The 23,104-nt window shown below is 64.0% G+C and carries 22 protein-coding genes; 8 read left to right on the top strand and 14 right to left on the bottom strand.

Annotated elements, in window-relative coordinates; translation table 11 throughout:
- Window positions 1–3: 3 nt before the first annotated feature.
- The 13 genes from lipA to tpiA all read right to left on the bottom strand — a co-directional run bounded on the left by lipA (window position 4) and on the right by tpiA (window position 12,766).
- A complete protein-coding gene (gene lipA, locus KFF05_08815) occupies window positions 4–942 on the bottom strand; it encodes a lipoyl synthase (GenBank protein ID UTW53420.1) in 939 nt (312 codons plus the stop codon).
- 3 nt (window positions 943–945) lie between these two features.
- On the bottom strand, window positions 946–2,352 hold the full coding sequence (lpdA, locus tag KFF05_08810; GenBank protein UTW53419.1) for a dihydrolipoyl dehydrogenase: 1,407 nt from the start codon (window positions 2,350–2,352) through the stop codon (window positions 946–948).
- Window positions 2,353–2,370: 18 nt separating this feature from the next.
- Window positions 2,371–3,675, bottom strand: coding sequence for a pyruvate dehydrogenase complex dihydrolipoamide acetyltransferase (locus KFF05_08805; GenBank protein ID UTW53418.1), 1,305 nt, complete (start codon window positions 3,673–3,675; stop codon window positions 2,371–2,373).
- Between the two features lie 18 nt (window positions 3,676–3,693).
- Window positions 3,694–5,064: a pyruvate dehydrogenase complex E1 component subunit beta gene (locus tag KFF05_08800; protein ID UTW53417.1), complete on the bottom strand. Its 1,371-nt coding sequence runs from the start codon at window positions 5,062–5,064 to the stop codon at window positions 3,694–3,696.
- Window positions 5,065–5,096: 32 nt separating this feature from the next.
- Complete coding sequence (gene pdhA, locus KFF05_08795; GenBank protein ID UTW53416.1) at window positions 5,097–6,137, bottom strand: pyruvate dehydrogenase (acetyl-transferring) E1 component subunit alpha; 1,041 nt, start codon at window positions 6,135–6,137, stop codon at window positions 5,097–5,099.
- A gap of 204 nt (window positions 6,138–6,341) precedes the next feature.
- Window positions 6,342–6,731, bottom strand: a complete 390-nt coding sequence (locus KFF05_08790; protein UTW53415.1) for a hypothetical protein — start codon at window positions 6,729–6,731, stop codon at window positions 6,342–6,344.
- Complete coding sequence (locus KFF05_08785; GenBank protein ID UTW53414.1) at window positions 6,731–7,138, bottom strand: hypothetical protein; 408 nt, start codon at window positions 7,136–7,138, stop codon at window positions 6,731–6,733. The genes KFF05_08790 and KFF05_08785 overlap by 1 nt, the downstream gene beginning before the upstream one ends.
- A gap of 3 nt (window positions 7,139–7,141) precedes the next feature.
- Complete coding sequence (locus KFF05_08780) at window positions 7,142–7,468, bottom strand: septum formation initiator family protein (protein ID UTW53413.1); 327 nt, start codon at window positions 7,466–7,468, stop codon at window positions 7,142–7,144.
- 142 nt (window positions 7,469–7,610) lie between these two features.
- A complete protein-coding gene (gene eno, locus KFF05_08775) occupies window positions 7,611–8,885 on the bottom strand; it encodes a phosphopyruvate hydratase (GenBank protein ID UTW53412.1) in 1,275 nt (424 codons plus the stop codon).
- A 61-nt stretch (window positions 8,886–8,946) separates the two neighbouring features.
- Window positions 8,947–9,783, bottom strand: a complete 837-nt coding sequence (gene kdsA / locus KFF05_08770) for a 3-deoxy-8-phosphooctulonate synthase (protein ID UTW53411.1) — start codon at window positions 9,781–9,783, stop codon at window positions 8,947–8,949.
- Window positions 9,784–9,823: 40 nt separating this feature from the next.
- Window positions 9,824–11,452 carry a CTP synthase gene (locus KFF05_08765; protein UTW53410.1) on the bottom strand — a complete coding sequence of 543 codons (1,629 nt, stop codon included), beginning with the start codon at window positions 11,450–11,452 and terminating at the stop codon, window positions 9,824–9,826.
- Between the two features lie 104 nt (window positions 11,453–11,556).
- A complete protein-coding gene (secG, locus tag KFF05_08760) occupies window positions 11,557–11,889 on the bottom strand; it encodes a preprotein translocase subunit SecG (protein UTW53409.1) in 333 nt (110 codons plus the stop codon).
- A 109-nt stretch (window positions 11,890–11,998) separates the two neighbouring features.
- A complete protein-coding gene (tpiA, locus tag KFF05_08755) occupies window positions 11,999–12,766 on the bottom strand; it encodes a triose-phosphate isomerase (protein ID UTW53408.1) in 768 nt (255 codons plus the stop codon).
- Window positions 12,767–12,968: 202 nt separating this feature from the next.
- Between tpiA and KFF05_08750 the strand changes: the two genes are divergently transcribed.
- On the top strand, window positions 12,969–14,897 hold the full coding sequence (locus KFF05_08750) for a SurA N-terminal domain-containing protein (GenBank protein UTW53407.1): 1,929 nt from the start codon (window positions 12,969–12,971) through the stop codon (window positions 14,895–14,897).
- Between the two features lie 25 nt (window positions 14,898–14,922).
- Window positions 14,923–16,437 (top strand): anthranilate synthase component I, encoded by a 1,515-nt coding sequence (locus tag KFF05_08745; GenBank protein UTW53406.1) that lies wholly within the window; start codon window positions 14,923–14,925, stop codon window positions 16,435–16,437.
- Window position 16,438: 1 nt separating this feature from the next.
- Here the strand turns inward: KFF05_08745 and KFF05_08740 are convergent, their stop codons facing one another.
- On the bottom strand, window positions 16,439–17,590 hold the full coding sequence (locus tag KFF05_08740; GenBank protein UTW53405.1) for a divergent polysaccharide deacetylase family protein: 1,152 nt from the start codon (window positions 17,588–17,590) through the stop codon (window positions 16,439–16,441).
- A 385-nt stretch (window positions 17,591–17,975) separates the two neighbouring features.
- Between KFF05_08740 and KFF05_08735 the strand changes: the two genes are divergently transcribed.
- From KFF05_08735 to lexA, 6 genes are all read left to right on the top strand, one after another.
- Entirely contained in the window at window positions 17,976–18,560 is a 585-nt protein-coding gene (locus KFF05_08735) for an aminodeoxychorismate/anthranilate synthase component II (GenBank protein ID UTW53404.1), read from the top strand.
- Window positions 18,557–19,579: an anthranilate phosphoribosyltransferase gene (gene trpD, locus KFF05_08730; protein ID UTW53403.1), complete on the top strand. Its 1,023-nt coding sequence runs from the start codon at window positions 18,557–18,559 to the stop codon at window positions 19,577–19,579. The genes KFF05_08735 and trpD overlap by 4 nt, the downstream gene beginning before the upstream one ends.
- Window position 19,580: 1 nt before the next feature.
- Entirely contained in the window at window positions 19,581–20,396 is an 816-nt protein-coding gene (gene trpC, locus KFF05_08725) for an indole-3-glycerol phosphate synthase TrpC (protein UTW53402.1), read from the top strand.
- Window positions 20,397–20,421: 25 nt separating this feature from the next.
- Entirely contained in the window at window positions 20,422–20,901 is a 480-nt protein-coding gene (gene moaC / locus KFF05_08720; protein UTW53401.1) for a cyclic pyranopterin monophosphate synthase MoaC, read from the top strand.
- Window positions 20,902–20,922: 21 nt separating this feature from the next.
- The gene (locus KFF05_08715) at window positions 20,923–22,137 is read left to right on the top strand and encodes a molybdopterin molybdotransferase MoeA (protein UTW53400.1); all 1,215 of its coding nucleotides are present in this window, start codon (window positions 20,923–20,925) and stop codon (window positions 22,135–22,137) included.
- 238 nt (window positions 22,138–22,375) lie between these two features.
- The gene (lexA, locus tag KFF05_08710; protein ID UTW53399.1) at window positions 22,376–23,098 is read left to right on the top strand and encodes a transcriptional repressor LexA; all 723 of its coding nucleotides are present in this window, start codon (window positions 22,376–22,378) and stop codon (window positions 23,096–23,098) included.
- Window positions 23,099–23,104: the final 6 nt, after the last annotated feature.

Genomic DNA, 23,104 nt, shown 5'->3' with positions numbered 1-23,104 from the left:
GCGTTAGCCCCGGCCCGCCTGACGCGCGGCTTGAAGCTTTGCGAAATCCTCACCCGCATGATGGGACGAGCGGGTCAGTGGTGAGGCCGAGACCAGAAGGAAGCCCTTGGCTTCGGCCAGGCGCCTGTATTCAGTGAACTCGTCCGGCGTGACGAAGCGGTCGACCGGCGCATGGCGGGTGGTCGGCGCCAAGTACTGACCGATGGTCAGGAAGTCGACGCGGGCGGAGCGCAGGTCGTCCATGACCTGCAGCACTTCCGAACGGGTTTCGCCCAGGCCGACCATGATGCCGGACTTGGTGAACACGTTGGCGTCGATGTCCTTGGCCCGGTCCAGGATCTTCAGGGAATGGAAATAGCGCGCCCCCGGGCGGATCGAAGGATAAAGACGCGGCACGGTTTCCAGATTGTGGTTGAACACGTCCGGCTTCGCCTGGATCACGGCTTCGAGCGCCCCTGGTTTATCCCGGAAATCGGGGGTCAGGATTTCGATGGTGGTTTCCGGCGTGGTCTCGCGCAGGCGCTCGATGCACTTCACGAACTGCCCCGCCCCACCGTCGGTCAGATCGTCGCGATCAACGGAGGTGATGACCAGATGCTTCATGCCCATTTCGCCGGCGGCGATGGCCAGATTATCGGGCTCCATGGGGTCCACCTTGCCCGGCTTGCCCGTCGCCACGTTGCAGAAGGCGCAGGCCCGTGTGCAGATATCGCCCAGGATCATCACCGTGGCGTGCTTCTGGGCCCAGCATTCACCGATGTTCGGGCAGGCCGCTTCCTCGCAAACCGTCGTCAGGTTGCGTTCGCGCATCAGCTTGCGGGTTTCCGCATAGGCCGGTGACGTGGGCGCCTTGACCCGGATCCACGCAGGTTTTTTCTGGTGGGGGTTTTCCGGGTTCTTGGCTTTCTCCGGATGGCGCAGCGGGCGGACGTTGTCTGTCATGAACTAGAAGTGGATCACCCGCCCATAGGCGTCAAGGACGGATTCATGCATCATTTCCGACAAGGTCGGGTGCGGGAACACCGTATGCATGAGGTCTTCCTCGGTGGTTTCCAGGCCCATGGCGATGACGAAGCCTTGAATCAGCTCGGTCACTTCGGCGCCGACCATGTGCGCGCCCAGCAACTGTCCGGTCTTTTCATCGAACACGGTTTTGACCAGGCCCTCGGGCTCACCCAGGGCGATCGCCTTGCCGTTGCCCAGGAACGGGAAGCGGCCGACCTTGACCTTGTAGCCCTGCTCTTTCGCCTTGGCCTCGGTCAGGCCGACGCTGGCGACCTGCGGATGGCAATAGGTGCAGCCGGGAATATGGTTCTTGTCCATGGGATGGACATTGGGCAGGCCCTTGATCTTCTCGACACAGATGACGCCTTCATGCTCGGCCTTGTGGGCCAACATGGGCGGGCCGGCGACGTCACCGATGGCATAGATGCCCGGCTCCGCCGTGCGGCCGTATTCATCAATGACGATGCAGCCCCGGTCGGTTTTGACCTTGGTGTTCTCCAGGCCGATGCCTTCGATGTTGCCCTGCACGCCGACGGCGGAAATAACCCGGTCTACGGTTATCTCCTGGATTTTGCCGTCCTTGCCTTCAACCGTGCAGGTCACGTTGTTCGCACCCTTGGCCAGCTTCGTAACCTTGGCCTCGGTCATGATCTTGAGGCCGGATTTCTCCATCTGCTTGCGCGCGACGGCGGAAATCTCCGCGTCCTCGACGGGCATGATCTGGGTCATGACCTCGACCACCGTCACGTCGGCACCCAGGGTGTGATAGAAACTGGCGAATTCGATGCCGATGGCGCCCGATCCGATGACCAGCAGCTTTTTCGGGAAGATGTCGGGTTTGAGCGCTTCGAAATAGGTCCAGACCAGCTTGCCGTCAGGCTCCAGCCCCGGCAGGGCCCGCGGGCGGGCACCCGTGGCGACGATGATGTGCTTGCCCGAAAGGTCCGGCAGCGCCTTGCCGTCGGTGCCGGTAACGGCAACCTTGCCGCCGCCCTTGAGAACGCCGGTACCGTCGACGACCGTCACCTTGTTTTTCTTCAGCAGATGCCCGACGCCGCCGTTCAGCTGTTTCGAGACGCCACGCGACCGGGCGATGACCTTGTCGATGTCGAAGGCGACGTCCTTGGCGCTCAGGCCATAGTTATCCGCGTGCTGCATGTAGTGATAGATCTCGGCGGAGCGCAGCAGCGCCTTGGTCGGAATGCAGCCCCAGTTGAGGCAGATGCCGCCCAGGTGCTGTTTCTCGACCACGCAGGTCTTGAAGCCTAGCTGTGCCGCGCGGATGGCGGCGACATAGCCGCCGGGCCCGCCGCCGATGATCAGGATGTCAAAGGAAGTGTCGGTCATGAGTTCCGCCCTCCCCGCCTACAGCAGCAACTGAATGGGATCTTCGAGGATCGCCTTCAGTTCCTTGGCAAATCCGGCCGCCGTGGCGCCGTCGATGCAGCGGTGATCGACCGCCAGGGTCAGGGACATCACCGTGGCGACGGCAAGGGCGCCGTTCTTAACCACCGGGCGCTGTTCGCCGGCCCCGACGGACAGGATGCCGCCCTGGGGCGGATTGATGATCGAGTTGAACGATTTCACCCCGAACATGCCCAAGTTGGAGATGGTGAAGGTGCCGCCCTGGAATTCCTCGGGTTGCAGCTTGCCGTCCCGCGCCTTACCGGCCAGTTCCTTGGCCTTGGCCGAGATCGCGGCCAGGCCGAGCGATCCGGCGTCCTTGATGATCGGCGTGATCAGCCCGCCTTCGATGGCGACGGCGACGGAGACGTCGGCGCGCTTGAACTTGAGGATCGCGTCGTCCGTGTAGGACACGTTGACGTCCGGGCAGCGGCGCAGCGCCACGGCCACGGCCTTGATGACGAAGTCGTTGACGGAAATCTTGTAGTCCGCCCCGTCGCGTCCGTTCAGGTCCTTGCGCGCGGCCAGCAGCTTGTCGATCTCGACGTCGATCGAGATGTTGAAGTGCGGAATGTCGCGGGCCGAGGCCGTCAGTCGCGTGGCGATGACCTTGCGCATGGAGGAATTGGGGACGGCCTCGAATTCCGGCATGTTGGCGAACACCGGATCGCCTTGGGTCGGCGTCGGCGCGGCGGCCGGGGCGCTGGCGCCCGAAGGGGCCTGTGCAGCCGCCGAAGGGGCGGCCTTGCCCGTGCCGGCGGCCAAAGCCGCCTCCACGTCACGTTTGACCACGCGGCCGCGCGGGCCGGAGCCGGAAATGGCGGTAAGGTCGAGGCCCTCCTGGGCGGCGATGCGCTTGGCCAGCGGGCTTGCGACCACCCGGTCGCCGGATGCGGCCGAAGTGGCGGCTGGTGCCGGTGCTGCGGAGCCAGCAGCAGGAGCCGGTGCCGCCTTGGGGGCTTCTGCCGCCGGGGCCGGTGCGCTACCCGAGGTATCGGCGCCGTCGAGCGCGGATTTGTCCTCACCGTCCTCAAGCAGCAGGGCGATGACCGCATTCACGGCGACGTCGGCGGTGCCTTCCGGCACCACGATCTTGCCGAGGATGCCTTCTTCCACGGCTTCGACCTCCATGGTCGCCTTATCCGTTTCGATTTCCGCAAGAACGTCGCCGCTTTCGACGGCGTCGCCTTCCTTCTTGTGCCACTTGGCCAGGTTGCCCTCGGTCATGGTCGGGCTCAGGGCCGGCATTAGAATCTTGATCGGCATGATGTCTCTCCCCCGCCTCTACGCGTAGCAGACGGCTTTCGCCGCCTCGACCACGTTATGGGCCTTGGGCAGGGCCAATGCCTCCAGGTTCGCCGCATAGGGCATGGGCACGTCGGCACCGGACACCCGGGTCGGCGGTGCGTCCAGATCGTCGAAGGCATGCTCAATCATCAACTGGTTGATTTCGGCGCCGATCCCGCAGGTCGGCCAGCCCTCTTCAACCGTGACGATGCGGTTGGTCTTCTTGACCGAAGCGACCAGGGTTTCGACGTCGATGGGGCGCACCGTGCGCAGGTTGATGACCTCCGCGTCGATGCCTTCGGCCGCCAGCTTTTCCGCCGCCTCCATGCAGATACCGACGGCGATGGAGAAAGCCACCAGGGTCACGTCCTTGCCGGGGCGTTCAACCTTGGCCTTGCCGATGGGCAGGGTCCAGTCTTCGTCGTCCGGCACTTCGAAGCTTTGGCCGTAGAGGATTTCATTTTCCAGGAAGATCACCGGGTTGGGGTCCCGGATCGCCGATTTCAGCAAGCCCTTAGCGTCCGCCGCCGACCACGGAGCGATGACCTTCAGCCCCGGGCAATGGGCGTACCATGACGCATAGCACTGGGAATGCTGGGCACCGACGCGGGCAGCCGCCCCGTTGGGGCCGCGAAACACGATGGGACAGCCCATCTGGCCGCCCGACATGTACAGCGTCTTGGCGGCGGAATTGATGATCTGGTCGATCGCCTGCATGGCGAAGTTGAAGGTCATGAATTCGACCACGGGCTTCAGTTCCAGGAACGCGGAGCCCACGGCCATCCCGGCGAAGCCCTGTTCGGTGATCGGCGTGTCGATCACCCGCTTGTCACCGAATTCGTCGAGCAAGCCCTGGGAAATTTTGTACGCCCCCTGATACTGGGCAACTTCCTCGCCCATCAGGTAGACGTTGCCGTCGCGGCGCATTTCCTCGGCCAGGGCGGAATTAAGCGCCTCGCGCACGGTCATGGTTTTCATCGCGCCGGTGTAATCCGGTTCGGCGGCGACAGTTGCGGCAACAGGGGCCGCGGCCGTCGCCGGCGCAGCCGATGCCGGAGCCGATGTTTCGGCCGCAGAGGCCGGGGCGGCAGCAGCGGGCGCGCTGTCGGCGTCCGTCACGTCCTTGCCGTCCTCGACGATCACCGCGATGGGCGTGTTGACGGCGACGCCGTCCGTGCCGTCGGGGACCAGGATCTTGCCCAGGATGCCTTCATCGACGGCCTCGACCTCCATGGTCGCCTTGTCGGTTTCGATTTCCAGCAACACGTCGCCGCTTGCGACGGTGTCCCCTTCCTTTTTCAGCCACTTGGCGATCTTGCCCTCGGTCATGGTCGGAGAAAGCGCCGGCAGAAGTACTTGCGTAGCCATGTTCAGATGTTCCCTTCGTGCGACGTTTTCGTTCAGGCTTCGACCAGGACGTCGGTCCACAATTCGGACGCGTCCGGTTCCGGGCTCTGCTGTGCGAACTCGGCGGCCTCGTTGGCCAGGGCCTTCACTTCCTTGTCGATCGCCTTGAGATCGTCCTCGCTGACGACCTTGGCCTCCAGAAGCTTGTGGGCGAGCGTGTCGATGGGGTCCATCTCGCGGCGCACCTTCTGGACTTCTTCCTTGGTCCGGTACTTGGCCGGATCGGACATGGAGTGACCGCGGTAGCGGTAGGTCTTCATTTCCAGAATGACCGGCCCCTTACCTTCGCGGCAGCGCTTGAGCGCCTCGGCCGCCGCTTCCTTGACCGCCAGAACGTCCATGCCGTCGACGGCAAAGCCCTCGATGCCGTGGGCCAAGCCGCGGGTGTGCAGGTCGGCCGTTTTGGAGGTGCGTTCGATGGAGGTGCCCATGCCGTACTTGTTGTTTTCGATCACATAGATCACCGGCAGGTTCCAGATCGCGGCCATGTTGAAGCTTTCATAGACTTGGCCCTGGTTGATGGCGCCGTCGCCGAAATAGGCCATGCAGACACCGCCGTCGCCCTTGTATTTATGGGCGAAGGCCAGCCCCGTGCCGAGCGGCACCTGGGCGCCGACGATACCGTGGCCGCCGAAGAAATTCTTTTCGCGGCTGAACATGTGCATGGAGCCGCCCTTGCCGCGCGAATAGCCGCCGCGCCGACCGGTCAGTTCGGCCATCACGCCCTTGGGGTCCATGCCGCAGGCCAGCATGTGGCCGTGGTCGCGGTAGCTGGTGATCACCGTATCCTGCGGCTTCGAGGCCGCCATCATGCCGACGACGACCGCTTCCTGACCGATATAGAGGTGACAGAAACCACCGATCAGGCCCATGCCGTAAAGCTGACCCGCCTTTTCCTCGAACCGCCGAATAAGCAGCATTTCGCGGTAATAATGGCGAAGCTCGTCGGGCGTCGGGCCCGTCTTGGGGGATTTCGCGGTGGATGATTTGGCTGGCGTTTTTGCCTTCGCCGCCGTCTTGGGTGACCGAGCCATTGGACCTCCCTTGGCTGACTGTTTCCATCCCCAGATGGCGCGCCAAAGGTGTCCGCCTTTTCGCATCCCTCCCAGGGTCGGCGGTTACCCGCCATCACTTCAGGAGATCATAGCTGAAAAAAGGCGTGAAATACAATATAGGTCAGGAATGCTGCTATTTAATTAATCTAATAAAAGTTAATACGTGATCATTACGATGACAGATCAGGCCTGTTTGGCCGCATCAAGCCAGGGCCACAGACAGCCTTCCCGTCCGTAAATTCGTGACAACAGGCCGTTGTCGCCGATCACGATGGCCGAAGATTTCTTCCATTGCCGGATATACGCGGGGGACGCCCAATGGGTGACGGCATATTCCCGCCCGCCTTCCATGACCTCGACATCGTAACCGAGATAACCCGGACTTTGTTCCGCCAGGGTGGCGAGCATACGCAGGGCCTCGGCCCATCTGGTCGGCGGGTCGCCGTCCCAGACATCGGTGAACAGGACCGCAAAATAGGTTGGCTGGGCACCGCCTTCGGGTTCGGCGTCGACAAACCCCGTGGTCAGCAAATCCCTGCCCTCGGCGACCGCAATGGACGCCTGGGCGGACATTACGCAGCGCTCCGTTCGACAGCCGGTAATGGCGGTGACGCAATAGTGCTCATGATTTCGACGGAAAGCGGCGTCTTGCGCCCGAACAGGCGCTTGACGATGCGCGTCACCTCGATGGCGCACGCATCCTCGATGCGCCGGTTCTTCAGGCTCACCTCTTCCACCATTTGCGCCAGCACGCGGGTTTTCCAGCTTTGGATCGCCGCCGGCGTTTTCCAATAACACACGGCAGCCCCCCGGCCGTCGTCCAGGCGGCCGGTCTCAAGACCGAGAAACCCGTCGAGACGCGGGGCCAGGGAAATCAATTCATCCATGGCCAGACGGCCCGGCAGGTCGATGTCCCCGCCAACCGGCGTGACGACGGCCGCGTAATAAGGCGGACGCAGAGTTTCCGCAAGCGATCCCATGGCTCAGCCCCCCGTCTTGGCAAAGAAGATGACGTAATCGCGGTCGAAGCCGACATTCAGCATGACGCGGGCCCGTTCCTCGAGCATGTCGAGATCGAGGGAGTGCGAGCCGAGGAGTTCGACCCGGTGTTCCCATTCGTCGCGCTGCGCCTTCAGGTCGTCGGCCAGGATCTGCGCCTCGGCGACCTTTTCCTGCATCAGCATCAGGGACGTGACGCCCCGGTCACCGTGCACGGTGTGATAAGCGAAATAGGTGCAGGCCAGAATGCCCAGGGTCGGTCCCAGGGCCGTGGCCAGTTTCTTCTTCAGAGAGGCTATGCGCGTCGCCATCGTTTTTATTCCCCAGTATTCCCCATGCCGGTTCCGCGAATCGGCATGTACGAATCTAAGGATTGATGGTTAATTTTCGGTTAGGACTCGGAAAACCCCTTTGTTTTCCAGTACTTTGGAAACTCGAAAAGGTTAACGCGGATCATCCAAACAGCGCGGCGCCGTTGTAGCGCGCCGTCGGGCCCAGGTCCTCGTTGATGCGCAGCAGCTGGTTGTACTTGGCCAGCCGGTCGGAGCGCGACAACGACCCTGTCTTGATCTGCCCGGCGTTGGTGGCCACGGCGATATCGGCGATCGTGGTGTCCTCGGTCTCGCCGGAGCGATGGGAAATCACCGCCGTATAGCCGGCCTTGTGGGCCATCTCGACCGTCTGCAGGGTTTCCGACAGGGTGCCGATCTGATTGACCTTGATGAGGATCGAATTGGCGACGCCCTTTTCGATCCCGTCGGCCAGACGCACCGGGTTGGTCACGAACAGATCGTCGCCGACCAGCTGCACCGTGGCGCCGATGGCGTCCGTCAGGGCCTTCCAGCCGTCCCAGTCGTCTTCCGCCATGCCGTCCTCGATGGACTTGATGGGGTAATTGGCACAGAGATCCTGGTAAAGCCGCGCCATTTCGTCGCCGCCCAGGGTTTTGCCGATCCCGTCCATGACGTACTTGCCGTCGCGGTAGAATTCCGTCGACGCACTGTCGAGGGCCAGGACCACGTCCTCGCCGGGCGCATAGCCGGCGTCGGCAATGGCTTTCATGATGAAGTCGAGGGCTTCTTCCGAGCTGCTCAGGTTCGGTGCGAAGCCGCCTTCGTCACCCACGTTGGTGGCGTGTCCGGCCTTGGCCAGGCCTTTCTTGAGGGTATGAAACACCTCGGCCCCCATGCGCAGGGCGTCGGGGAAATCGTCCGCGCCCACGGGCATGATCATGAATTCCTGGAAATCAATGGGATTGTCCGCATGGGCGCCGCCGTTGATGATGTTCATCATCGGCACCGGCAGGTCGCGGGCGAAGGCGCCGCCGACATAGCGGTACAGCGGCAGGCCCGCCTCTTCCGCCGCTGCCTTGGCGGCCGCCAGGCTGACGCCCAGGATCGCGTTGGCGCCAAGGCGTGCCTTGTTAGGGGTGCCGTCCAACTCGATCATCACATTGTCGATGAACAGCTGATCCTCGACATCCGCACCGGCCAGGGCATCACAGATTTCGCCGTTCACGGCGTCGACGGCGGCCAACACGCCTTTGCCCAGATAGCGCGCATCGTCGCCGTCGCGCAGTTCCACGGCCTCATGGGCGCCGGTCGAAGCCCCCGACGGCACGGCAGCGCGGCCGAGCGTGCCCGTTTCCAGGGTCACGTCCACTTCCACTGTGGGATTGCCGCGGGAATCCAAAATTTCTCGGGCGAACACGTCGACGATGGCGGTCATGTCTGTCTCTCCGGTCAGGTCGGGCCGGTGGGCCGTCTGGTGGGGTATCAGGATCGGGGCGTTATAGGGAAACCGGGTGGGCCTTGGCCAGTCGGTCAAACGCCGCGAGCGTTTCTAGCACAGCGGGCATGTCAGTTAGATGAATCATGTTGGGCCCGTCGGACGGTGCAGTGTCCGGGGCCTCGTGGGTTTCCATGAATACGGCGGCGACGCCCACGGCCACGGCGGCGCGGGCCAGCACGGGCGCGAATTCCCGCTGCCCGCCGGACGTGGCGCCCTGCCCGCCCGGCTGTTGCACGGAATGGGTGGCGTCGAACACAACGGGGCAGCCGGTCTTGGCCAGCACCGGCAGGGCGCGCATGTCGGATACCAGGGTGTTGTAGCCGAAGCTCGCCCCTCGCTCACAAACCATGACGCGCTGGTTTCCTGTCGATTTGATCTTGTCGACCACGTTCTGCATGTCCCAGGGGGCCAGGAATTGGCCCTTTTTCACGTTGATCGCGGCCCCAGTCTCGCCGGCGGCGAGCAATAGATCCGTTTGGCGGCACAGAAAGGCCGGAATTTGCAGCACATCGACCACGGTCGCGGCCTCGGCGCATTGCCCGGCGTCATGCACGTCGGTCAGTACGGGGCAGCCGATCTGTTTCTTCACCGCCTCGAACACGGGCAAGGCCTTGTCCAGGCCCATGCCGCGCGGGCTGGTGGCACTGGTGCGGTTGGCCTTGTCGAAGGACGTCTTGTAGATCAGCCCCATGCCAAGCTTGTCGGTCATTTCCTTCAAGGCGCCCGCCATGTCCAGCGCGTGGTTCTGGCTTTCCATCGCGCAGGGGCCGGCGATCAGCACGAGCGGCAGGCCGTTGCCGATGGTCAGGTCGCCGACGGTGATCGAAGAGGACAAAGGCGTTTCCTTAAAAAGGCTGACTTAGACCAGGTGTTGTTTAAACCAATCTGGCCTGCTTGACCGCCGCGTCGATGAACGACGTGAACAGCGGGTGCGGCTCGAACGGTTTCGATTTCAGTTCCGGGTGGAACTGTACCCCGATGAACCACGGATGATCGGGGATTTCAACGATTTCCGGCAGCAGACCGTCGGGCGACATGCCGGTGAACTTGAGGCCGGCCGCCTCCAGCCGTGGACGATATTCCGTATTGACCTCGTAGCGGTGGCGGTGACGTTCGGAAATGTCCTGTTCGGCATAGATTTCGCGAACGCGCGAGCCGTCCTGCAAGGTGCAGGGAAAGGCGCCGAGCCGCATGGTGCCGCCCAGGTTGCCGCCCAGCTTGCGCTGTTCCAGCTGGTTGCCGTTCATCCATTCGGTCAGCAGACCGACGACCGGCTCCTTGGCCTCGCCGAATTCGGTCGAACTCGCCCCCTTGATGCCGGCCAGATTACGCGCCGCCTCGACCACCGCCATCTGCATGCCGAAGCAGATGCCGAAATAAGGAACGCCGCGTTCGCGCGCGAAGGTGACGGCGGAAATCTTGCCTTCCGAGCCGCGCTCGCCGAAGCCGCCCGGGACCAGCACGCCGTGCACGTCCTCAAGGGTATGCAGGGCTTCGCTTTCGGTCTCGAAGATTTCGGATTCAATCCACTTGATGTTGACCTTGACGTTGTTGGCGATGCCGCCGTGGGTCAGGGCCTCGATCAGGGATTTGTAGGCATCGGGCAGCACCGTGTACTTGCCGACCACGGCGATCGACACCTCGCCTTCGGGGCGGATCGCGGTCTCGGCGATGGTTTCCCAACGGCTGAGGTCCGGCTCCCCCGTCTCGATATTGAAATGGCGATAGACGGAGGCATCCAGGCCTTCCGCGTGGTAGGCCAGCGGCACCCGGTAGATGGTATCCACGTCCAGTGCCGGGATGACGTCGCGCTCGTCCACGTTACAGAATAGGGAAATCTTCTTGCGCTCGCCCTCGGGCAGCGGCCGGTCGGCGCGGCACAGCAGCACATCCGGCTGAATCCCGACACTCAGCAGTTCCTTCACGGAGTGCTGGGTCGGCTTGGTCTTCAACTCGCCCGCCGTCGGGATATAGGGAAGCAGCGTCAGATGCATGTACATCGTGCGGTCGCGGCCCAGGTCGTTGCGAAGCTGACGAATGGCCTCCAGGAACGGCAGGCCTTCGATGTCGCCGACGGTGCCGCCGATCTCGCACAGGATGAAATCTTCGTCCTCCAGGTTCGAGGTCACGAAGTTCTTGATGGCATCGGTGACGTGGGGAATGACCTGGATGGTGGCCCCCAGATAGTCGCCGCGCCGTTCCTTGGCGATCACGTCCGAATAGATACGGCCCGTGGTCACGTTGTCGGACTGGCGTGAGGCGACGCCCGTGAAGCGCTCATAATGGCCGAGGTCGAGGTCTGTCTCCGCCCCGTCGTCGGTGACATAGACCTCGCCGTGCTGATAGGGGCTCATGGTCCCTGGATCAACGTTCAGATAGGGATCCAGCTTGCGCAAACGGACCTTGAATCCGTTCGCCTGCAGCAAGGCCCCGAGAGCCGCCGATGCCAGTCCTTTTCCAAGGGAAGAGACCACGCCGCCGGTGATGAAGATGAACCGCGTCATGGGCCTACACAATACACTGACGGTTGGTGGGGCAAAAAGAAAAGAGGCGGGAAATTCCCCGCCTCTGATCGATGTTCCGGGAGTCGCGGATTCCTGCCATTTCCCTACTTGGCAATCGGGGCTGCAGGGGCCGCGGGTTCGCTCGATGCGGGCGCCGTCTGGGCCGGCTGGTCGAGAATCGACCCCGTCGCCGCCTTACGGTCGTGGGCGGCGATGATCGCCAACATAAGCGAGGTGATCATAAACGCGGTCGCCAGGATCGCCGTGGTGCGGGTCAACAGGTCCGCCGTGGCGCGCCCAGTCATGAAACCGCCCATGCCGCCGCCACCGCCGCTGCCGCCAATGCCCAGGCCGCCGCCTTCGGAGCGCTGCAACAGCACCACGCCGACGAGGCCGATGGCCAGCAGCAGGTGAATGACCAGGATCACGTTTTGCATCGAACTTCCTTCCAAACGGGCCGTGCGCAGTCGCCCCGCGCACCGACCCCAATCAGTTGGGCCGCGTTTTACTGCGTTGCAAGGCCGATTACCAGGGCGTTTTGCGCGCTTACGCCACGGCCTGGGCAATCGCCCAGAAATCATCGGCCTTAAGCGCGGCCCCGCCGATCAGCCCGCCGTCGACGTCGGCCAGGGCCAGAAGCTCCGCCGCGTTGCCTGGCTTCATCGATCCGCCATAGAGAATACGCACCCCTGCCGCCACGTCCGCACCGAACCGATCGGCCAGCGATGCGCGGATCGCCGCATGCATTTCCTGAGCATCCCCGGGCGTCGCGGTCTTGCCCGTGCCGATCGCCCACACGGGCTCGTAGGCGATGACCAGATTATCCGGGTTTGATCCTTCCGGGACGGATCCCGCGACCTGGCCGACCACGACCTCGGCGGCGCGGCCGGCGTCGCGTTCGGCTTCAGTCTCACCGACGCAGACGATGGCGCACAGCCCCGCCGCCTGCGCCGCCCGGGCCTTTTCCACAATCTGGGCGTCGGTTTCATGATGGTCCGTGCGCCGCTCAGAATGGCCGACGATGACGAAGCTGCAGCCGACCTGGGCCAGCAGTGTCGCGCTGACGTCGCCTGTATGGGCCCCCTGCTCTTTGCCATGACAATCCTGGGCGCCCAACGCCAGGCCGCTTTCCTCGATTCGGGCGGCGATCATGGGCAGCAGCGGAAACGGCGGGCACAGCGCCATATCGAACGCGGGCGGTCCGTCCAGTGCGGTCATGCGCCGGGCCAGCTCGCCGGCCAGGGAATCGACCTCGTCCAGTCCGCCGTTCATTTTCCAGTTGCCCGCGATCAGCGGCGTCCGCCCTTGGCTCATGTCACACCTATGTATTGGATGTATTGGATGTATCGGATGGTTTCTCTTGCTGTGCCTCCTCTAACACAGGCCCCCCGGCAAGCCAATCGGCAAGCCGCCCGAATAGCGCCGCAATCGGCGTCCAAGTGGTGTTGCGGGCATTCCGTGCCCCCTCTATGATGCGCCGCCCCAAGGAGAAGGGCGCAACCCAGAAGGATTTTCCATGCTCCGTCAAATTCGCGAAAAGACCGGCTCACTCGTCGTCAAGATCATCCTCGGCCTGCTCGTCATCAGTTTCGGCGCCTGGGGCATCGGGGACATGGTCCAGTTCCGTCCCGACGATCAGCCCGTCGCCGAAATTGCCGGCAAGGAATTGTCGCGCCGCGACGTGGAAAACGAGGTCCGTCGCGAGATGGCGCGCCTCAACCCCCGGTTCGCCGGCCAGCTGACGCCGGAAACGGCGCGCCTTCTGGGCCTGCCGCAATCCGTGCTGGGCCAATTGATCAACGATATCCTGCTGACCAAGGCCGCCAATGACATGGACATCGCCGTGTCCGACAACATCGTGCGTGATGCCGTGCGCGCTTCCAACGCGTTCCGCAGCAACCTGGGTGCCGGCGGTTTCGACCGCCAGAAGTTCCAGAATATGCTCTACCAGTTCGGCCTGACCGAACAGGAGTTCCTGGAACGCGCGCGCCGCGAACTGGCCCGCGGCCAGTTGCTCGACACGGTCGAGGCCGGTGTCGTGGCGCCTGAGGTGCTGGCCGAAACCTTCTATCGCTACCGCGAGGAAACCCGCAGCGCGGAAACCCTGTTCGTGACCGACGCGGCGGCGCAGATCACAACCGAGCCGACCGAACTTGAACTTCGTGCCTATCACAAGGCCAATCCGGCCCCCTTCACCGCGCCGGAATACCGTGCCGTGACCTTGGCCGTGCTCAGCGCCAAGGATTTGACGGATGCCGCCGCCGTGACCGATGCCGATGTGGAAAAGACCTTCAAGGAACAGGCGGAAACCTTGGGCACGCCGGAAAAACGCACCTTGTCGCAGATGGTTCTGCCCGATCAGGCGGCCGCCGACAAAGCGGCCAAGGCGCTGTCCGAAGGGCGGGCTTTCGTCGATGTCGCCAAGGAATTCGCCGGCATGGATGAAGCCGGCATGGACTTGGGCACCGTGGCCCGTGACGAGGTCCTTGCGGAAATCGCCGATGCGGCCTTCGCAACACCAGCTGGCGGCGTGACGGCCCCCCTGCCCGGCCCCGGCGGGATCGGGTTCTACATCGTCAAGGTGCGCGAGATCACCCCCGCCCACGTCGCTACCCTGGACGAGGTCAAGGAAAAGCTGCGCGCCACGATCGCCCATGAACGCGCCATCGACGCGCTTTACACACAGGTCAACCGCATGGAAGACGACCTGGGCAAAGGCCTTTCCATCGAAGCCGTGGCCGAAGCCATGAACATCAAGGCGGTGAAAATCGCCGCCCTGGATTCCACCGGCAACGGCCCCGACGGCAAGCCGGCGGCGGGCCTGCCGGAAAATGCCCAGGCCATCGTCGCCTCCGCCTTCGAGACCGAGGAAGGGACCGATTCCACCCTTCGCGAAATGGGTGACGACGCCTTTTTCGTGCTGCGCGTGGATAAGGTGACCAAACCGGCGGTGCGCCCCTTCGAGACGGTCAAGGATCAGGTCAAGGATGCCGTCATGGCCGAACGCAAGCGCGACGCCGCCCTGGCCTTTGCCAAGCAATTGGCCGAACGCCTGAAAACGGTCGAGGACGCCAAGGCCGTCGCCGCCGATGCCGGGGTCGCCTACGCTGAAACCAAGGCCCTGAAACGCTATATGGCGCGCAGCCAGTCGGACCTTCCCGGTCAGGTGCTGCAGGATATCTTCACCCTGAACATGGGCGAGGCCAAAGTAACCCGTGCCGATGGCGGCTATTTCATCGCCCGCCTGAAATCCATCACCCAGGCTGATCCGGCCGCCGACAAGACCGGCGTCGACACGATGCGCCAGGAACTGACGTCGGTTCTGAAGGATGACTTGGTCACGCAATTGGCGGGGGCTTTGCGCAAGGACCTGGGCGTGACCGTCCATCAGGACGTGCTGAACCAAATATTGAACCCCGGCGCGACGCCGGCCGCGGCCAACTAGACCGGCCGGGCGGACGCGCGGATCCATGAAGATCGAACCCGCATTTGACGGCTTTGCCGCGGCTTACGAGCGTGGAGAGCCGCAGGTTCTCTGGACATCACTGGTCGCGGACGTGGAAACGCCCGTGTCGGCGTTCCTCAAGCTGGCGCGCGGCAAGCCCTACAGCTTCGTTCTCGAAAGCGTCGAGGGCGGCGCCGTGCGCGGCCGCTATTCGTTCATCGGCCTGGATCCGGACCTGATCTGGCGCTGCCAGGGCAATACGGCGGAAATCAACCGCGATGCCCTGGACGATATCGATGCCTTCGCCCCCTGCCCGGTTGCCGAGACCGAAGGAACCATCGCGTCGCTGCGCTCCCTGGTCGCGGAATCCCGCATCGACCTGCCGGAAGGCCTGCCGCCCATGAGCGCCGGGCTGGTCGGCTATGCCGCCTACGATACCGTGCGTCTGGTCGAAGACATTCCCGACGGCAACCCGGACACCCTGGGTATCCCGGACGGCGTGTTCATCCGCCCGACCGTGATGGCCGTATTCGATACCATCAAGGACGTGATTTCCGTGTTTACCCCCGTCTGGCCCCGGGATGGCGTGGATGCGCAGAACGCTTATGGGATCGCCGTGGAGCGGCTGCGCCGCATCGTCGGTGATTTCGACACCCCCTTGCCCGAGGCCGCGCGCGCCCATCCGGAAAGCGACGTGCCTGACCTTTCCCCCGCGTCCAACATGACCCAGGGCGAATTCCACGCCATGGTCGAAAAGGGCAAGGAATACATCAAGGCCGGTGACGTGTTTCAGGTCGTCCTGTCGCAGCGTTTTTCCGTTCCCTTCCCCTACCCGCCCTTCGCGCTTTACCGGGCACTGCGGCGGCTTAACCCCTCACCGTTCCTGTTCTTCCTGGATTTCGGCGGTTTCGCCATCGTCGGCTCGAGCCCGGAAATCCTGGTCCGTATGCGCGAGGGCAAGGTCACCATCCGGCCCATCGCCGGGACGCGGCGGCGCGGCAAGGACGCGGCCGAGGATCAGGAACTGGCCAACGACCTGCTGACCGACCCGAAGGAGCTGGCCGAGCACCTGATGCTTCTGGATCTGGGCCGCAACGATGTCGGCCGGGTGGCGGAAACGGGCACGGTGACGGTGACCGAACAATTCAATATCGAGAACTATTCCCACGTCATGCACATCGTCTCTAACGTGGAAGGCAAGCTGAAGCCGGATCTGGACGCGCTGGACGCCCTGTACGCGGGCTTCCCGGCAGGCACCGTGTCCGGTGCGCCCAAGGTCCGCGCCATGGAGATCATCGACGAACTTGAGAACGTGCGACGGGGCGTCTACGCCGGCTGCATCGGCTATTTCGGCGCCGACGGCGACATGGACAGCTGCATCGCGCTGCGCACGGCCGTGGTCAAGGACGACACCATGTACGTCCAGGCCGGCGGCGGCGTGGTCCATGATTCCAGCCCCGAGGGCGAATACCAGGAAAGCATCAACAAATCCCGCGCCCTGATCCGCGCGGCCGAAGAGGCCGTGAAGTTCGCGGGATAGCCTAGCCGGAAGTTCCTGGCAGGCCCGTCTGGGCCGCCTCCGGGCGATGCAGTACCCTGGACACCCCAACCAGTTCGAACCCTTCCGCCTGAACCTTGGTCAGCCAGGTCTTCAGCGCGCGCAGGGTGATGTCGCGGGGATGGCCAATGGCGATGGCGATGCCGCGTTTGCGGGCCTCCGCCTCGACCTTGGCAAGCTGCTTGTGGACGTAGGCCTCGTCGTCCCTGTGGTCGATGAACACGTCGCGGGTGGCGAAGGGCACCCCTGCCTCGCGGGCGGTCTTGGCGCCGACACTGTCACGGCTGGTCACGGAATCCAGGAAAAACAGCCCACGCGCCTTCAATTCGCCCATGACAAGACGCATGCCCGCCAAATCGCGGGTAAAGCGGCTGCCCATGTGGTTGTTGATGCCCTGGTAGCCAGTCATCTGATCCAGGTTCCAGCGCAGGTTGGCCAGCAATTCGGCCTCCGGCGTGCCGGTCAACAACACGTTGGGGCCCGGGTCGGCTTCCGAACTTTCCGGCTCCATGGCCACATGCAGCATGACCTCATGCCCCATGGCGGCGGCCTCGGCCGATTGTTTCTTCAGATCACGGGCATAAGGCAGGAATGACAGGGTCACCTTTGCCGGCAGCTTCATGGCGCGGGCAGAGCGCCGCTGATCCACCCCCATGTCGTCGATCACGATGGCGATCATCGGCTTGGCGGCCAAGGGCGGCGGGGCCGCCTCGGGCAGCGGCGCCACGGCGGCGGTGTCGGGAGCAGCGTCGGGGGCTTGTCCCTGTTCGGCGACGGGCAGCGGGGGTTCAGAAAGCGCCGGCGTGGCCGATTCCGGCTTCTCGACCCGGGCAACCGGCAACGTGGGATACGTGGGATAATTGTCCGGCACGAGTGTGGCCGCCGGCTCCGCCATCTCGGGCGCCGTCGCGGATTGCGTCACATGACGGGGGGCGGGCGCGACAATCGCCGCGACCTGGCCTTGTTGCGCGGGCGGGTACTGCACGGCGGCCGGCGTGTCTTTGTGGCCGCCGCTGGACAGCATGACCACGACCAACACCAAAACCGCGCCCGCCAGGGCACCCCCCAGCGCCGCGAGACGCACCGCAGGATCCTTGATCGCCGTCTTGAATAGTCCGCTGGGCTGTTCCGTCATTGCTTTCACTTGCTTAAGTTACGTCACGCCCGTTCTTGATCTGTGCTGGTACTCCTCCGCCCCCCGGGCCGTCAAGGCGGCGCACACCCAGGGATCGCTGAAAGCCAAAGGCTTCGCACCGCCAGCTGCCGAACGCCGGGTATTCGCGACCTAAGATCATGCAGCTGCGCTTGGGCTCCCAAGACAGCGGCAACCCTGATGAGTTGTTGACGACGGGCCCCTGCAAAAAGCCCTGGCCAAACGGCTGAACTCTACCGATATATGCTGTTCCATAAGGGCTAATGTCCTTGACCCGTGGTGACGCCAAGGGGCATTGTGGCGCCCGATTTTACGGCTCCTGTCCGGCATTCCGCCGGCATGTCAGAAACCATGTCCAAGGTGTTGAATGTTTGTCCTTATCGACAATTACGACAGCTTCACGTTCAACCTGTGGCACTACCTGGGGGAACTGGGGGCCGAGGTCACCGTTCACCGCAACGACGTGGTGACGCCGGAAGATATTCTCGCCCTCAAGCCGCAGGGCATCGTGATCTCTCCCGGGCCCTGTGACCCGGACAAGGCGGGCATCTGCCTGGACCTGATCGCAGCCGCCGCCGGCAAGGTGCCGATCCTGGGGGTTTGCCTGGGCCATCAGTGCATCGGCCAGGCCTTCGGGGCCAAGGTCGTGCTGGCGCCCAAGCCCATGCACGGCAAAGTGTCGACCATTACCCATGACGGCACCGGCGTGTTCACCGGGATCGACAGCCCGTTCACGGCGACCCGCTACCATTCCCTGACCATCGACCCGGCAACGGTGCCCGATTGCCTGCGCGTCACTGCACGCAGCGAGGACGATGTGATCCAGGGCATCGCCCACCGCGACATGCCGATCTACGGCGTACAGTTCCACCCAGAAAGCATCGCCTCCGAGAACGGCCATACGTTGCTGCGGAACTTCATCGGCATGACTGGCACCAAGGCAGCAGCATGAGCGACGCGCTCAAGCCCTTCCTGGCCAAGGTTGCCGACGGCACCGCGCTGACCGCGCAGGAGGCGGAGGATGCGTTCGCCGTCATCATGTCTGGCGAGGCCACGTCGGCGCAGATCGCCGGGCTTCTCATGGCGCTTCGCGTACGCGGCGAAACCGTCAATGAAATCACCGGTGCGGTGCGCGCCATGCGGGCCAAGATGCTGCCCGTCACAGCCCCCGCCGGGGCGATCGACGTGGTTGGCACCGGCGGCGACGGGTCCGGCACGTTCAATATTTCGACCGGGGCGGCGCTGGTCGTCGCCGGCTGCGGCGTGCCCGTGGCCAAGCACGGCAACCGGGCGCTGTCGTCGAAATCAGGGGCGGCGGACGTGCTGACCACATTGGGCGTCAATCTGGACGCCGAACTGCCCCTGGTTGAACGCGCCATTGCCGAAGCCGGGATTGGATTCCTGATGGCGCCCCGCCATCACGCGGCGATGAAGCATGTCATGCCGGCGCGGGTCGAAATGGGCGTGCGCACGATCTTCAACATCCTGGGCCCCCTGTCCAACCCGGCCGGAGTCACCCGCCAGTTCACCGGCGTGTTCGCCCGGCAATGGGTCGAACCGCTCGCCCAGGTCCTGAAAAACCTGGGATCGGAGGCCTGCTGGGTGGTCCACGGCGAGGACGGTCTGGACGAGTTGACGACCACCGGGCCGTCGTTCGTCGCCCAACTGAAGGACGGCGCCATCACGACCTTCACCGTAACACCCGCCGATGCGGGCCTGCCGACGGCACGGCCTGAAGATCTCAAGGGTGGCTCGCCCGAGATCAATGCCCAGGCGATCCGCGACCTTGTCGCGGGCAAAAAGGGCCCCTACCGTGATATCGTGCTGCTCAACGCGGCGGCGTCACTTGTCGTCGCCGGCAAAGTGGACGACCTGATGTCGGGTGTGGCCAAGGCGGCGCAGGCAATCGACGGTGGGGCGGCGGCGCAGGCCCTGGACCGGCTGGTCGCCATCACCAACGGGGGGACATGAGATGGCTGAAAAACCCGCCAACGTGTTGGACAAAATCATCGCCGACAAGCGCGCCCACGTACTCGCACAGAAGAATAGCGTCAGCCTTCAAGATCTTAATAAACAAGCACATTCCCAATCAGCACCACGCCGATTCCTGCATGCCCTGCGGGGGGCGTCGCGGGACGGGTTCGGGCTGATCGCCGAGATCAAAAAGGCATCGCCTTCACAGGGCGTGATCCGCGCCGATTTCGATCCGCCCGCCCTGGCCCGCGCTTACGAAGCCGGCGGGGCGACCTGCCTGTCCGTGCTCACGGACGAGCCCTATTTCCAGGGCCGGCCGGAATACCTGATGGCCGCGCGGGCGGCCTGCGCCCTGCCCGTGCTGCGCAAGGACTTCATGATCGACACCTATCAGGTGATCGAAGCCCGCGCCATGGGTGCGGATTGCATTCTGCTGATCATGGCGGCGCTTGACGACGCGACGGCACGCGACCTGGAACATTGCGCCTTCGACTTGGGCATGGACGTGCTGATCGAAGTCCACGACACGGCCGAGCTTGACCGCGCACTGCGCCTGCAAAGCCCCCTGATCGGCATCAACAACCGTGACCTGACGACCCTCAAGGTGTCCCTGGAAACCACGGAACGTCTGGCCCGCGGCGTGCCCGACGACCGTGTTTTGGTCAGCGAAAGCGGGCTGAATTCCGGGGCTGACCTGAAACGCATGGCAACCGCCGGGGCGCGCTGCTTTCTGATCGGTGAATCCCTGATGCGTCAGGACGACGTCGAAAGCGCCACGCGTACCCTGCTGTCGACCGCACGGGCGGCGGCCTAAGGCTCAAACATAAGGATAGGCGGGTATGGCCGACGATTTCACCCATCTGGACGCCGAGGGCAACGCCGTGATGGTCGATGTTTCGGCCAAGGATGCGACGGAACGCACCGCCACGGCCAAAGGCAGCGTCATCATGGCGCCGGAAACCCTGCAGCGCATCCTGGACCGGGGCGTCAAGAAGGGCGACGTGCTGTCCGTAGCGCAGTTGGCCGGCATCATGGCCGCCAAGCGCACGCCGGACCTGATCCCGCTGTGTCATCCCCTGATGCTGACCTCGGTCAAGGTCGACCTGACCTGCGACCCGGCCCGCAACGCCGTGGATATCCAGGCAACCTGCCGCCTGACCGGCCAGACAGGGGTCGAAATGGAGGCCCTGACGGCGGTCACCGTCGCCGCCCTCACGGTTTATGACATGTGCAAGGCCGTCGACCGCGGCATGCGCATCGAAGACGTGCGTCTGGCCCATAAATCCGGCGGCAAATCCGGCACCTTCGACGCCGCATAAATCACCAGGAAACCCGCCGCCATGCTGTCCGTCATCGACGCCCTGGAAAAAGTCTCCGCCGGCTGCGGCCTGCTGCCGGCCGAACAGGTCTCGCTGGACGCGGCCCTCGGCCGGGTGCTGGCGCAGGACGTGGCCTCGACCCTGACCCATCCGCCCACCGCCGTTTCGGCCATGGACGGCTATGCCGTGCGCTGGGACGACCTGGCGGCCGTTCCCATCGATCTGACGGTGATCGGCGAAGCCGCCGCCGGACATGTCTTCTCAGGCGCCCTCGCCCCCGGTCAGGCGGCCCGCATCTTCACTGGCGGCGCCCTGCCCGATGGGGCCGACACGATCGTCATCCAGGAAGATACGGAACGCGACGGCGACACCGTGCGGGTGATCGAGAAACCTGCTGAAAAGGGCGAGTTCGTGCGCCCGGCAGGGCTTGATTTCAAGGCCGGCGAGGTGCTGCTGAGTGCCGGGCAAGTCATCACCGCCCGCGGCGTCGGCCTGGCCGCCGCCATGAACGTGCCCTGGCTGATGGTGCGCCGCCGCCCCCGCGTCGCCTTCGTCGCCACCGGGGACGAGGTCGTGATGCCGGGCCAGCCCGTTGGCCCCGGGCAGATCATTTCCTCCAACAGTCTCGCCCTTGCGGCCTATATCACCGCGATGGGCGGTCAGCCGGTCAGCCTAGGCATTGCCCGCGACACCCCGGAAAGCTTGGCGGAAACGCTGGCGGGGGCGCGCGGTGCCGATCTTCTGGTGACCATGGGCGGGGCGTCGGTCGGTGACCATGATCTGGTGCGCCAGGTGCTTGGTGGGCGCGGGTTCGAACTGGATTTCTACAAGATCGCCATGCGCCCAGGAAAACCACTGATTTTCGGCCATATCGACGGCACGCCCATGCTGGGATTGCCCGGTAATCCAGTGTCCACGGGCGTGACCAGCGCTCTGTTCCTGCGCGCCGCCCTTGCCAAGATGCTGGGACTGGTTGGTGAACACAGGGAATCAATCGCCGTGCTGGGCACTGACCTGCCCGCCAACGGCAAGCGCGAGGACTACATGCGGGCCAGCCTGGACACCGCAGCCGACGGCCGCGCCGTGGCCACCGCTTTCCCCCGCCAGGACAGCGCGATGTTGGCCGCCTTCGCCAAGGCCGATTGCCTGATTATTCGCGATATCGGGGCGCCCCCGGCCAAGGCCGGTGATCTGGTACAGATCCTGCCCCTCGGCTTCGGCTCCCTGCGGTTCTAAACCTCCCCTGACCGCCCCCCGCCGCGATATTTCCGCCACCAATCCGATTCAAAGTTGACACGATACGTGAACCAAAGTAGAACATATGGTGTATATTCAGGTTGCATCATATTGTTCGCGGTTGTATTTCCGCGAAACAGCAGATGTAACAAGGCAAGGGTCTTGATGGTACGGGCGGTTGCGGACTTTGTTCTGCATTTGATCCCGAACCATCAGCGGCCAAAGGGGCGGAGACAGCATGCTCACCAAAAAGCAGTACCAACTTCTCGTGTTCATCGACAAAAAGCTCAATGAATCCGGTGTGTCTCCGTCGTTTGAGGAAATGAAGGAAGCCCTCGACCTGCGCTCCAAGTCGGGCATTCACCGGCTCATCACGGGGCTGGAGGAACGAGGCTTCATCCGCCGCCTTCCCCACCGCGCGCGGGCCCTTGAGGTTCTGCGCCTGCCGGAGAACATGGACGATGGCCAATCCGCGCCCCGTTCCGCCCCGGCACCGGCCCCCACCAACGTCATTCCCGGCCGCTTCGGCAGCGGTCCCGTGCCGCTTTCCGGTGGCGGCGACGTCGGCCAGCCCGGCGAGGCCGTATCACTGCCCCTTTATGGGCGGATCGCCGCCGGCACGCCGATTGAGGCATTGCGGGATCATTCCAACGCAGTTGACGTGCCGCCCTCCATGCTCGGCGGCGGCGAACACTACGCGCTGGAGGTTGATGGCGATTCCATGGTCGAGGCCGGCATCCACGACGGCGACACGGTCATCATCAAGCGCACCAACACGGCGGACAACGGCGCCATCGTGGTCGCCCTGGTCGAGGGCTCGGAAGTGACCTTGAAGCGTCTGCGTCGCAAGGGGGCCTCGATCGCCCTGGAGCCCGCCAACAAGGCCTATGAAACCCGCATCTTCGGCCCCGACCAGGTCGAGGTTCAAGGCTGTCTCGTCGGCCTCATGCGCAAGTACTGAGCCTTC

The organism is bacterium SCSIO 12827 (genome assembly GCA_024397995.1).
In the GTDB taxonomy this organism is placed as follows: Bacteria; Pseudomonadota; Alphaproteobacteria; order Rhodospirillales; family Casp-alpha2; genus UBA1479.
The sequence above is the reverse complement of the archived record's forward strand: the minus strand, read 5'-3'. Positions and strand labels throughout refer to the sequence as shown.